Here is a 12533-nt window from a genome sequence, read left to right on the forward strand (position 1 = left end):
TGTGCGGCGCGCTCCCGCGGTACCACCCTCCTTGGCCCTCCGGTGCGCGGTGTGCACCGGTGAGCCCCCTCATTGGGGTCGCGATGCCGGCTCTACTGGCCCCGTGCGGGGTGTTCTTCCGGCGGCTCCGGGGTGATCTTCACGTCGCGCTGGCCCCCGGGCTTCCACCGTCCCCGGGTCGCTCCTGGCCGCCTACGCCGCTACTCGTCCCCATCCACGCTTTTCGCTCCGCCCAGTGTACGGCGCCGCGGGGACAGCGGCCGACCGCTTTTGAGGGGGGCGGGGCCGGTGCCGTCAAGGGCCGCTCCGGGCTGCGGGCTGACCCGAATGGCGCGGCCCCCGGGTCCGGATCCCGGGACGCCAGGATCGGCGGATTACCCGGCGGGGAGCTGGGCACAACGGTTGCAGGCTCGCCGCACGGCATCCGTGGGGCGGGCGAATCGCGGGCGTGCCCCGTTGCCGCGGGCGTGAAGTCGATTTATCGTCCCAGCACGATTCGCGAGCAAGATCACAATATGTGAAGGGGCCGCGGCCATGGTGGCGAAGAAGACCGCCGTACAGCAGTCGGCGTCCGGCAGATCCACGGGTCCGGCGGCCAAGGACGTGGAGGGCCGGAAGCACGCACAGGGGGCACCCGCGGCGCGCGCCGCGGGAAAGGCCGCCGCCACGAAGACGTCCGCGTCGACGACGTCGGCATCGAAGGGGTCCGCATCGAAGACGTCCGCCACGGAGACCGCCGCCAGGCGGACGACCGCCTCGGAGGTGGTGGCGGCCCCCGCGAAGACGGCCGCGAAGAAGGCTTCCCCGGCGAAGGCATCCTCGGCGAAGGCCTCCTCCGCGAAGACGGCCGCCAAGAAGGCCACGGCCGCCAAGGAGGCGGTGGCCGGGAAGACCGCGGGCCGCAGGACGGCCGCCGCGGGGAAGGGCACGGAGGCGGCACCGGCCGGGGCGGACGGGACACCCGCGCGGGCGACGGCGGAGCCGGCGTCGGTGACTTCACCGGCGAAGACGCCGGTGAAGAAGGCTCCCGCGAAGAGGGCACGCACCTCCGGCGGGAAGAAGGCCTCGGCACAAAAGGCCGTACCGGAGGCGCCGGGCCCGGCGGAGGGCGCCGCCGTGCAGGGCGACGAGGAGAACCGGAGGGCCGGTGCGAGCAGTGCGGCCCCCAAGAGCACCAGCAGGGCCGACAAGGCGGTCGCGTCCGCGGCCGAGGGCGCGGCGGAGGCCGCGAAGAAGACGGGAGCCACGACGGTGGTTGCGAAGAAGACCCCTGGCACGGCCACGGCGGCGAAGAACCCCGGCGCGGTCCCCAAGGCGCGGCTCGCCGGGGCGGAACCCGGCGAGCTCGCGGTGCGCCCCGGCGAGGACCCCTGGACTCCGGAGGAGGTCGAGGAGGCGCGCGCCGGGCTGGCGTCCGAGTCGGCGCGGCTGAGCGCGGAGATCACGGCCTCCGAGGAGGCCCTGGTCGGCCTGATGCGGGACTCCGGCGACGGTGCCGGTGACGACGAGGCTGACACCGGCACCAAGAACATCACCCGTGAGCACGAGATGTCCCTCGCGGCCAACGCGCGCGAGATGCTCGACCAGACCGAGCGTGCCCTCAATCGTCTCGAAGCGGGCACCTACGGGCTGTGCGAGAACTGCGGCAACGCCATCGGCAAGGCGCGGATGCAGGCCTTCCCGCGGGCCACTCTGTGCGTCGAGTGCAAGCAGAAGCAGGAGCGCCGTTCCTGACCGTCCTGAGCACGTGGCCAGGGAGACTCGTGCCGTACTCTCTCCTCAGTCAGGCACCTAGGTTGAGGGACTCACGTGGCAGAGGCGGAGCGCATCATCGGTACGCCGGAAACCCCTAACGCGTCGGGGGCCGAGCCGGAGCGGTCCGAGGGGCACGCGGCGCCGGGGGAGCGGTCCGGCTCCGACGGTGCGCGGGTCCCGGCCGACCGGTCCGGCGCCGGCTCCACGGCGCCGGACCGGGGCGCGGGCGAGAGCGCCCCGGACGGGGCGGCGGACGGGCCCGCGCGGCCCAGGGGCAGGCGCCGGATCGCGGTCCTGTTCACCGTCGCCGCGCTGGCGTACGCCCTCGACCTCGTCAGCAAGATGCTGGTCGTCGCGAAGCTGGAGCACCACGCGCCGATCGAGGTCGTCGGGGACTGGCTCAAGTTCGAGGCGATCCGCAACGCGGGTGCGGCCTTCGGTTTCGGTGAGGCCTTCACCATCATCTTCACGGTGATCGCGGCGGCCGTGATCGTGGTCATCGCCCGGCTCGCGCGCAAGCTCTACAGCGTGCCGTGGGCGATCGCGCTCGGTCTGCTGCTGGGCGGCGCGCTGGGCAACCTGACCGACCGGATCTTCCGGACGCCCGGCGTCTTCGAGGGCGCGGTCGTCGACTTCATCGCGCCGAAGCACTTCGCGGTCTTCAACCTCGCCGACTCGGCGATCGTCTGCGGCGGCATCCTGATCGTGCTGCTGTCCTTCCGCGGACTCGACCCCGACGGGACCGTCCACAAGGACTGACCGCACCCCCTTCCACGGGCACTGGCGTTCGGGTTCTGGTCAGGTGGTGCCGGACCCGTCCGGCATACTCGACGGGTGAGCACGATTCCCGAGATCCGTACCCTGCCCGTGCCGGACGGCCTGGAGGGCGAGCGCGTCGACGCCGCCATCTCCCGCATGTTCGGCTTCTCCCGTACCAAGGCGGCCGAGCTGGCCGCGGCAGGCAAGGTGCTCGTCGACGGCACGGTGGTCGGCAAGTCCGAACGGGTGCACGGCGGCGCCTGGCTCGAGGTGGAGATGCCCCAGGCGCCCGCCCCCGTGCAGGTGGTCGCCGAGCCCGTCGAGGGCATGGAGATCGTGCACGACGACGACGACGTGCTCGTGATCGTCAAGCCCGTCGGTGTGGCCGCCCACCCCAGTCCCGGCTGGTCGGGGCCGACCGTGATCGGCGGGCTCGCCGCCGCCGGGTACCGCATCTCGACCTCGGGTGCCGCCGAGCGCCAGGGCATCGTGCACCGCCTCGACGTGGGCACGTCGGGCCTGATGGTCGTCGCCAAGTCGGAGTACGCGTACACGTCGCTCAAGCGCCAGTTCAAGGAGCGCACGGTCGACAAGCGCTACCACACCTTGGTCCAGGGCCACCCGGACCCGACGAGCGGCACCATCGACGCCCCCATCGGACGGCACCCCAACCACGACTACAAGTGGGCGGTGACCGCCGAGGGCAAGGACTCCGTCACGCACTACGACCTGGTCGAGGCGTTCCGTGCGGCCTCGCTGCTCGACGTCAAGCTGGAGACCGGCCGCACCCACCAGATCCGCGTCCACATGGCCGCCCACCGCCACCCCTGCGTCGGCGACCTGACCTACGGCGCCGACCCGACGCTCGCCAAGCGGCTCGGCCTCACCCGGCAGTGGCTGCACGCCGTGCGGCTCGGCTTCGAGCACCCCGGTGACGGGCAGTGGGTGGAGTTCGGGAGCGAGTACCCGCAGGACCTCCAGCAGGCGCTGGACAAGGTGCGGGAGGAAAGCTACGCATGACCGCCGCCTACGTGGTGCGTGTCGCGGAGGACGCCGCCGACCGTGAGGCGTGCTTCGCGGTCCGCAAGGAGGTATTCGTCGTCGAGCAGCGGGTCCCCCAGGACATCGAGTACGACGCGTACGACGCCGGTGCCCTGCACGTCCTGGCGGTCCGCGACGACGGGGTGCCGCTCGGCACCGGCCGGCTCCTGCACGGCGCGGCGGCCGCCGCCAGGACCGGCGGCGACGCGGCCGTCGGCTCCCTGGGGCGGCTCGCGGTGACGCGGGAGGCACGCGGCCTCGGCGTCGGGGCCGCGCTGGTGCGTGCCATCGAGGACGCGGCACGCGCGCGTGGACTGACCGCGGTGGACCTGCACGCGCAGACCCACGCGCTGGGCTTCTACGAGCGGCTCGGCTACGTCGCGTACGGGCCGGAGTTCCCCGACGCCGGGATTCCGCACCGGTCGATGCGCCGCTCCCTGTAGCGCCGGCCGACCCGGGCCGGTTGCCGACGGTGCTCCCCGCACGGAGCGGTGGCCGGCGGTGCGACCCTCCCGGCCCCCTGCCGTCGCGGCGTGAGGATTCGTCACGTGGCACGCTGGACGTCTGGCCTTTCATGATCGTCTAGACCGTCGGAGCGCTGAGAACCGTGGATCAGTTGGCCCTGTTGTTCGTGCTGCTGCTCGGGGCCGTGGTGAGCGTCCCGGTCGGCGAACGGTTCGGGCTGCCCGCGCCGATCCTTATGACGCTCCTCGGGATCGTGCTGGCGCTGCTCGACTTCGTCCCGAACGTGGACATCCCGCCCGACCTGATCCTGCCCGCGCTGCTGCCGCCGCTGCTCTACGCCGCGGTGCGGCGCACCTCGTGGAGACAGTTCGCGGCCAACAAGCGGCCGATCTTCCTGCTGGCCGTGGCGCTGGTGTTCGTCACGACCGTGGTGGTGGCCGTGGTCGCGGGTGCCATCGTGCCCGGCCTGCCGATCGCCGCCGCCGTCGCGCTCGGCGCCCTGGTCGCCCCGCCCGACCCGGTGGCGGCGACCGCGGTCGCCGGACAGCTGGGGCTGCCCCGCAGGCTGGTGTCGATACTGGAGGGCGAGGGCCTGTTCAACGACGTGACGGCCATCGTGCTGTACCACGTCGCGATCGCCGCCGCCGTCAGCGGAACGTTCTCCCTGCGGCGCGCCGCCCTCGACCTGGTGCTGTCCGCGGTGGTCGCCCTCGTCATCGGAGTGGCGCTCGGCTGGGGCGCCAACAAGCTGATGGACCTGCTGGGCGACCCCACCCTGCAGATCGGCCTGACCCTGCTGGTGCCGTACGCCTCCTACGTCCTGGCCGAGGAGCTGCACGGGTCCGGGGTGCTCGCCGTGCTGACGACCGCGCTGTTCCTCGCCGAGTACTCCACCGACGCCGACGACGTGATGACCCGGCTGGCCGGGCACACCGTCTGGGACGTGGTGGACACGCTGGTCACCGGCGTCGCGTTCGGCCTCATCGGGCTGGAGCTGCACAACGCCGTCCGCACCGCCGAGGGGCGCTGGGGCGAGATGCTGGGCTGGGCCGGGGCCATCGTCGCCGTGGTGGTACTCGTCCGGCTGTTCTACCTGCTGCCGGCGACCTGGCTGACCAAGCGGCTGCACGCGAAGCGGGACTACGACGAGGACATCCCGACCTCGTGGCGCGAGACCGTGGTGATGTGGTGGTCCGGGATGCGCGGCGTGGCCTCGGTGGCCCTGGCGCTGGCGATCCCGCTGAAGATGGACGACGGTTCGCCCTTCCCGAACCGGGACGAGATCATCTTCATCGCCTTCGGGGTCATCATGGCGACGCTCCTGCTCCAGGGGCTCACCCTGCCGTTCCTGGTCAGGAAGCTCGGGGTGCGGGCGGACACCGACAGTGTGAAGCAGATCGAGAAGGGGCTGGCGATCCGCGCGGCCAAGGCCGCCAAGCGCCGCCTGAAGGAGATCGAGGAGGTGGAGGAGCTGCCGGAGGAGCTGTCCGAGCAGTTGCTGCGCCGGGCCTTCGACATCGGGTTGCGGATCAGTCCCGAACTGGGCGACGAGGAGCGCCGCGAGGCGCACGCGCAGCGGGCCCGGCGGATCAAGAAGGTGCGCCGGATCCAGGCGGAGATGATGAGCGCGGCCCGGCACGAGGTGCTGTCCGCGCGCAGTGAGCCGGGGGCCGACCCGGAGATCGTGGACCGGGTGCTGCGGCATCTGGACGTGCGCAGCCTGCGGTGAGCGGGCCGCGGCCTCTGGACGGGCACGGCCTGCGGTGGGCATGCCGCGGCAGCGGACGTGCGCGGCCCGCGGTGAGCGGCGGTGCCGCCGGGTGCGATTGGTCCACCGGCGTACGACGTGGAACGGGGCCCGGCGGCCACAGGTCGAGCTGTGGTCACCGGGCCCCGCCGCCGGGTGCTGCTGAGCCGCCCGTGAGGGGTCAGCCGCGGCCGGTCCGCGGTGTCTCGTGGACCCGCCGGGGTGCCCCCTCGAAGGGCGACCGCCCGTTCCTCCTGCCCGACGGCAGCAGTACCGCGTCGGCCGTGTTGACCCGGGGCAGTGCGTAGGGGTGTTCGGCGGCCAGCCAGCGGATCATCTGCTCGCGCACCGTGACCCGCACCGTCCATATGTCGTCCGCGTCCTTCGCGGTCGCCAGGGCGCGGACCTGGATGGTGCTGGGGGTCGTGTCGGTGACGGCCAGACCCCAGTCGCGGCCGTCCCAGGCGGGGCACTCCCGGAGGATGTCGCGGAGCTTGTCGCGCATCTGGGACACGGGGGCGGTGTGGTCGAGGTGGAAGAAGACGATGCCGGTCATCTGGGCGCTGCCGCGCGACCAGTTCTCGAAGGGCTTCGAGGTGAAGTACGACACAGGCATCGTGATCCGGCGTTCGTCCCAGGTCCTTACCGTCAGGAACGTGAGTGTGATCTCGTCGATCACGCCCCACTCGCCGTCCACCACGACCGTGTCGCCGAGCCGGACCATGTCGCCGAAGGCGATCTGCAGACCCGCGAAGAGGTTGCTCAGGGTGGACTGGGCGGCGACACCGGCGACGATGCCGAGGATTCCGGCCGAGGCCAGCAGGGAGGCGCCGGCCGCCCGCATCGCCGGGAAGGTGAGCAGCATCGCACCGGCCGCCATCACCCCGACGATCGCGGTGACCACGCGCTGGATCAGGGACACCTGGGTGCGCACCCGGCGGACCCGGGCGGGATCGCGGTGGGCGTTCGCGTAGCGGGTGTACGAGGTCTCGACGATCGCCGCCGCGATGCGCACCACCAGCCAGGCGGCCGAGCCGATGAGGACCAGGGTCAGGGCGCGGCCCATGACGACCCGGTGGTCCCGGAACAGCTCGACCTGCTCGTACCCCCCTCTGAGCAGGGCCGCGCAGAGGACGAGCTGGAAGGGGACCCGGCCGCGGCGCAGCAGTCCCCACATCGGGGTCTCGTGGTGCCGGGCGTCGGTGCGTCGCAACAACTGGTCGACGGCCCAGCCGGCGACCAGAGTGAGGACGACCGAGCCGCCGACGACGATCAGCGGACGCAGTACGTTCTCCATGCCTGCGAACCTAACCGGCTGAGGCGCACCTGAACCTGTGATCTGCGTCGGATCCCGGGTACGGCCCCGACCGGCACTGCTGGTGCGGGCTGGCACCATGGCCTCATGAACATCATGCTCTTTCACTCGGCCTACGGGCCGCGCCCCGCGGTGCGTGCGGCGGCGGAGCGGCTGCGCGCGGCGGGACACGAGGTGTGGACGCCCGATCTCTTCGAGGGACGCACCTTCGAGACCGTCGAGGAGGGCATGGCCTTCAAGGACGAGATCGGCAAGGACGAGCTGCTCAAGCGAGCGATCCTGGCGGCAGCCCCCTATTCGGACCGGGGGCTGGTGTACGCGGGCTTCTCGTTCGGCGCCTCCGTCGCGCAGACCCTGGCCCTCGGCGACGACAAGGCCCGCGGGCTGCTGCTCCTGCACGGCACCTCCGACATCGCGGAGAGCGCCTCGGTGGACGAGCTGCCGGTCCAGCTGCACGTTGCGGAGCCCGACGCGTTCGAGACGGACGACTGGCTGAGCGCGTGGTACCTGCGGATGCAGCGCGTCGGCGCCGACGTGGAGATCTACCGGTACGCCGGTGCCGGGCACCTCTACACGGACCCCGGCCTGCCGGACCACGACGCGGAGGCGGCCGAGGCCACCTGGAAGGTGGCGCTCGGCTTCCTCGACTCGCTCTGAGGGGTCGGGGAGTGACCTTGGCGACACTCCCCGCGGGGCTCAGCCGGCGGCCCGGTAGGCGGCCCAGCTCTGCTGCATGCGCGTCACCTGGCCCGAGGTGAACTGGTACATGCAGGCGTCGTACGTGTAGTCCATGAAGTTGTGGATCGGGTCGACGCCCGACTTGCTGGTGCAGGTGTCACGCCCGGTGGGGCACTCGTAGGCGGCGCTCTTCTCGGCCGGGGTGTCGGTGACGTAGTCGCCGTTGCCGTTGCAGCCGCCCTGGAAGGTGTGGTAGAGCCCCATCCAGTGACCGACCTCGTGCGTGGCGGTGTCGCCCTCGTCGTAGTGCGCGGCCGAGCCGCCGGGCAGCGAGGTGTCGAGGACGACCACGCCGTCCATGGTGGGGCTGGACTTGTAGCTGCTGGGGAAGGTGGCCCAGCCGAGCAGCCCGCCGCCGAGGTTGGCGGTGTAGATGTTGAGGGCGTTCGCGCCGCCCTTGCGGAGGGCGGTCTTCATGGCCTTCTCCGCCGTCGAGCCCGAACTGAGGTTGTACCAGGTCGCGTTGTTCGTGTAGTCGGTGCCGGCCAGCGTGAACTGGTAACCAGAGTCGGTGTTGCCGGTGCCCTGGCCCGCGTAGGCCGCGTTCAGCACGTTCAGCTGGCTGCTGATCTGTGCCGAGCTGAGCCGGCCGGTGGCGCCGTCGTGGATGACGTGGAAGTACACCGGGATGGTGGCCGTGGCGGCCGCGGCGGACAGCCGCCCGCCGCTCGCGCGCAGTTTGTCGAGCTTCTTGTGCAGGTCGGCGTCCATGGCCTGGGCCCTGGCCTGGGTGACCTCGTTGGGCTCGGCCGCGTGCTGACCGGCCCTGGGGCGGGCCTCGCGGGCGACGGAGCCGGCCTCGTCGGCGCAGTCGGTGGCCGGAGCCGTGGCCGCCGCGACGCCGGTGGGCGCGGAGAGGGGAGCGAGCATGAGCGTTCCGGCCATGACGGCCGTGCCGAGAAGGCGTCTGCGCACAAGGGGTGATATTCGGGCAAGTGCACGCATGCTGACTCCTAGCGGATGCGGTGGGGAGGGCCTTTTTCTGGCCGCCGCCGGGAGATTACGTGGACATGATGAATCTTGAAGAGAAACGTTCCGGCCCAATCAAACGTCAGGCGAACAAGGGCAATTGGGAGAAGAAGTTCGGTCTCGGTGCCGAGTTTGAGACCGGGACGTAACGAGCGCGGTGACCACGGCGGGTGGTGTGTCCGGATTCGGACCGTGCGTGGCGCCACCCGCCGTAGTGGGGTGATCTCCCGTTAACAGACCGGGGGTGAAGTGTGGGTGGCCGAAAATCGCCCCCGGTCCGCAGGTGCTGCCGGGCTAACGCACGGGCGCGTACACCCGCTCGACCTTCTGCGTACCGCTGCGCGTGCGGTACGAACGCGCCCAGGACGAGGTCGCGTCCGGGTCCCTGCGGTCGGAGAGCACGTAGTAGTCCATCTGCGCGCGGTCCGCGGTGATGTCCAGGACGCCGTAGCCGTGGCGGTCCGTGTCGACCCAGTGGACGTGCCGGTTGGCGGCGCGGATCAGCGGCGAGGCAATCGTCGACACGGTGCCCTCGGGCACCTTGACGATGTCGTCGAGGTTGTCGGACGTGACCGAGGTGACGACGAACTCCGTCGCGGCCGAGGGTGACAGCGGATACGTGCCGGCGTCGACCGGCACGTCGTTGGCCCACGCCATGTGGATGTCGCCGGTCAGGAAGACGGTGTTGCGGATCGCGTTGGCGCGCAGGTCAGCGAGCAGTTCCCGGCGGTCGTCCGTGTAGCCGTCCCACTGGTCGGTGTTGAGGGCGATGCCCTCCTGCGGCAGCCCGAGCAGCTTGGCGAGCGGCTTGAGCAGGTCGGCCGGGAGGGAGCCCACCGCGAACGGCGAGATCATGACCGAGTTGCCGACCAGCCGCCAGGTGGCGTCCGAGGCCCGCAGGCCCGCCTTGAGCCAGTCAAGCTGCGCCCGGCCGGTGAGCGTCCGGTCCGGGTCGTCCACCGCGCCGCTGCCCGAGGACGCCTGCTGCGAGCGGAAGCTGCGCAGGTCGAGCAGCGAGAGGTCGGCCAGCTTGCCGAAGCGCAGCCGGCGGTAGGTGGTGCCCTCGATCGCCGGACGGACCGGCATCCACTCGAAGTACGCCTGCTTCGCGGCCCGCTGGCGGGCGGACCAGGCACCCTCGGCGCCCTCGGTGTGGTTCACCGCCCCGCCCGGCCAGGCGTTGTCGGCGAACTCGTGGTCGTCCCAGATCGCCACGACCGGCGCCGCGTGGTGCAGGGCCTGCAGGTCCGGGTCGGTCTTGTAACGCCCGTGCCGGGTGCGGTAGTCGGCGAGGGTGAGGATCTCGTTCGCCGGGGCGTGCGGCCGCACGACCGTGCCGCGCGCCGCGTACTCGCCGGACTTGTACTCGTAGATGTAGTCGCCCAGGTGCAGCCAGGCGTCCAGGTCGCCGCGCGCGGCCAGGTGCCGGTACGGCGAGAAGTAGCCCGCCTCCCAGTTGGCGCAGGAGACCACGCCGAAGCGCAGACCGGCCACGCCCGCGTCGGCGGCCGGGGCGGTACGGGTGCGGGCGGCGGGCGAGTCGGTGCCGCCGCAGGAGAAGCGGAACCAGTAGTCGGTGGCCGGGCGCAGGCCGCGGATGTCCGCCTTGACGGTGTGGTCGGAGGCGGCCGAGGCGATGGTGGACCCCTTGGCGACGACCGTGCCGAACGCCTTGTCCTCGGCGACGGTCCACGAGACCTCGACGTCGGGGCCGAGCCCCGAACCGGGTATCGCCTCGGACGCGGGGGTCACCCGGGTCCACAGCAGGATCCCGTCGGGCAGCGGGTCGCCGGAGGCGACGCCGTGCAGGAACGCCGGGCTCCCGGCGGCGGCCCGGGCCGGGAGCGCGGCGGCGAGCGGAGCCGCGAGGACGGCGGTGGCCGCCGCGGCCTTGACGACCGTACGGCGGCGGGGGGCGCGCAACTCGGCGACGCCCGTGGTGTGTTGCGATTCGATGGATCTGTATCGACTGGTCACGGACGATCAGATTACTGACCGGTACGCGAAAGAGCGGACGAACTGTCGAAAGTTCGCCCGCTCTTGGCTGCCGGTACGTCAGGCCTTGAGCGCCTTGTCGATCGCCGTCCGGTACTCGGCGACGGTCATCGGCGCGGTCTTGCCGTCCGAGCCGACCACCTCCTTGCCGTCCATCTTCAGCGTCGGCGTCGCGGAGACACCGCTCTTGTCGAACGTGGCCGACATCTCCAGCGCCCACTTGTCGTAGGTGCCGTCCTTCACCGCCTTCTGGAACGCCTTGTTGTCCTTGAGGGCGTCCACGGTGTCGGCGACCTTGATCAGGTACGCGTCGTCCTTGAACTTGTCGTCCGTCTCCTCGGGGTGGTACTTCGCCGAGTAGAGGGCGGTCTTGTACTCCAGGAAGGCGTCGCTGCTGACGTTCAGCGCCGCGCCCATGGCACTGAGCGCGTTCCTGGAGCCCTCGCCCGGTGAGCCGTTGTCGATGAACGTGGCGCCGATGTACCGGATCTTGTACTTGCCGTCCTCGACGTCCTTGTGGACGGTCGCGCCGACGGCCTGCTCGAAGCTCGCGCAGACGGGGCAGCGCGGGTCCTCGTACATGTCCAGGGTCTTCTCGGCACCGCTCTTGCCGATGACGACGGTCGTGCCCTTCGCGCCGGTCGTGTGGGCCGGCTTGACGAGCTTGTCGTCCTTGGCGGCCTCCCAGTAGCCGGGCTTGTTGTTCTGCACCACGGCGTACCCGATGCCGCCGGCTATCGCGAGGACACCGACGACCGAGCAGGCCACGATGACCTGCCGCTTGACCTTGTCGCGCTTGGCCTGGCGCTCGCGCTCCTGGCGCAGCCGCTCACGGGCCGCCATCTTCGACGCCTGGCTGTTCCGCTTGCTCATAGTGGTGATCTCCCTGGGGGACGCGCACACGTCGTACGCAAAATACGTCGGGGGGACTGCTGGTGCTCAGGCCGGACTCCGGGCTCCTGCCGGGCTCCTGCTCAGGCGGGAACGGCGGAGCGGGGCGGTCCCCGGCGTCCCAGGGAGTGCACGAACAGCGAGGTCCGGGCGGCGGCGGCCCGGCGGACCGGACGCGGCGGCCTGCGCACCGGAGCGAGCCGTACCCGCACGGCGGCGACGGCGAGCAGCAGGGGCCGGAAGGTGGCGGCGCCGACCGCGCGCAGCAGCTGTGCCAGGGCCCGCTCGCCGCGCCGCAGCCAGGCGGCGGCCAGCAGCCCGACGCCCACGTGCGCACCGAGCAGCAGCCAGGCGGCTCCCGGGTCGGCGTGCGCGAGCAGGGCCGCCGCGGAGCCGCCGTGGCCCGCACTCACGCGGGCGAGCGGGGCGCCGACGTCGGCGCCGCCGCACAGCACGTCGATGCCGACCGAGCGCAGCGGACCGGCGACCGGGCCGCCCGCCTGGCCGTAACAGACGTGCTGACCCGTGGTGAACACCGTGTCGGCGGCCAGCTCCAGCGGGATCAGCAGGGCGGCGATCCGGCCGAAGCCGCGCTCGCGGCCCGCGAGCGCGTACGAGGCGGCGAAGACGGCGCCGGTGATCGCGGCCACGGTGCTCAGGGGCAGCGGAGCCCGGGACAGCAGCACGTGCGACGCCGTCGAGAGCGTCACGACGACGGCCGTGAACAGAGCCGCGCGAAGGGCTCTGAGCTGGGTCCCGGATATGTCCATAGCGCTGGAGAGTGTCCCACGGGCCGCCGTAAGAGCCCCCTAAAGGGTTCCTGTGTGCCACCCGAGCGTTGTGCGGCGGCCCGGGCCC

11 protein-coding genes are annotated in these 12533 nt (G+C 71.8%); 6 read left to right on the forward strand and 5 right to left on the reverse strand.

Annotated elements, in window-relative coordinates:
• Nucleotides 1-534 precede the first annotated feature (534 nt).
• The 5 genes from AC0ZLC_RS23995 (at nt 535) to AC0ZLC_RS24015 (ending at nt 5749) form a co-directional block, all read left to right on the forward strand.
• Nucleotides 535-1734 (forward strand): TraR/DksA family transcriptional regulator, encoded by a 1200-nt coding sequence (locus AC0ZLC_RS23995; RefSeq protein ID WP_476754015.1) that lies wholly within the window; start codon nt 535-537, stop codon nt 1732-1734.
• Between the two features lie 75 nt (nt 1735-1809).
• Nucleotides 1810-2514, forward strand: coding sequence for a signal peptidase II (lspA, locus tag AC0ZLC_RS24000; protein WP_476754016.1), 705 nt, complete (start codon nt 1810-1812; stop codon nt 2512-2514).
• A gap of 75 nt (nt 2515-2589) precedes the next feature.
• A complete protein-coding gene (locus tag AC0ZLC_RS24005) occupies nt 2590-3534 on the forward strand; it encodes an RluA family pseudouridine synthase (RefSeq protein ID WP_358855662.1) in 945 nt (314 codons plus the stop codon).
• A complete protein-coding gene (locus tag AC0ZLC_RS24010) occupies nt 3531-3998 on the forward strand; it encodes a GNAT family N-acetyltransferase (protein ID WP_476754017.1) in 468 nt (155 codons plus the stop codon). The genes AC0ZLC_RS24005 and AC0ZLC_RS24010 overlap by 4 nt, the downstream gene beginning before the upstream one ends.
• 164 nt (nt 3999-4162) lie before the next feature.
• Nucleotides 4163-5749, forward strand: coding sequence for a Na+/H+ antiporter (locus AC0ZLC_RS24015; protein ID WP_476754018.1), 1587 nt, complete (start codon nt 4163-4165; stop codon nt 5747-5749).
• A 199-nt stretch (nt 5750-5948) separates the two neighbouring features.
• Here AC0ZLC_RS24015 and AC0ZLC_RS24020 read toward each other — a convergent pair whose 3' ends face one another.
• A complete protein-coding gene (locus AC0ZLC_RS24020; protein WP_476754019.1) occupies nt 5949-7064 on the reverse strand; it encodes a mechanosensitive ion channel family protein in 1116 nt (371 codons plus the stop codon).
• A gap of 105 nt (nt 7065-7169) precedes the next feature.
• On the opposite strand from AC0ZLC_RS24020, the gene AC0ZLC_RS24025 reads away from it, so the two are divergent.
• Entirely contained in the window at nt 7170-7739 is a 570-nt protein-coding gene (locus AC0ZLC_RS24025) for a dienelactone hydrolase family protein (protein ID WP_476754020.1), read from the forward strand.
• A gap of 39 nt (nt 7740-7778) precedes the next feature.
• Here the strand turns inward: AC0ZLC_RS24025 and AC0ZLC_RS24030 are convergent, their stop codons facing one another.
• From AC0ZLC_RS24030 to AC0ZLC_RS24045, 4 genes are all read right to left on the reverse strand, one after another.
• Nucleotides 7779-8765 carry a zinc metalloprotease gene (locus tag AC0ZLC_RS24030; RefSeq protein ID WP_476754021.1) on the reverse strand — a complete coding sequence of 329 codons (987 nt, stop codon included), beginning with the start codon at nt 8763-8765 and terminating at the stop codon, nt 7779-7781.
• A 318-nt stretch (nt 8766-9083) separates the two neighbouring features.
• Nucleotides 9084-10766: an alkaline phosphatase D family protein gene (locus AC0ZLC_RS24035; RefSeq protein ID WP_476754022.1), complete on the reverse strand. Its 1683-nt coding sequence runs from the start codon at nt 10764-10766 to the stop codon at nt 9084-9086.
• A 78-nt stretch (nt 10767-10844) separates the two neighbouring features.
• Nucleotides 10845-11657, reverse strand: a complete 813-nt coding sequence (locus AC0ZLC_RS24040) for a DsbA family protein (RefSeq protein ID WP_476754023.1) — start codon at nt 11655-11657, stop codon at nt 10845-10847.
• 101 nt (nt 11658-11758) lie between these two features.
• Nucleotides 11759-12445, reverse strand: coding sequence for a hypothetical protein (locus AC0ZLC_RS24045; RefSeq protein ID WP_476754024.1), 687 nt, complete (start codon nt 12443-12445; stop codon nt 11759-11761).
• Between the last annotated feature and the right edge of the window lie 88 nt (nt 12446-12533).

The sequence above is a fragment of the Streptomyces sp. GLSS-08 genome (genome assembly GCF_056387915.1).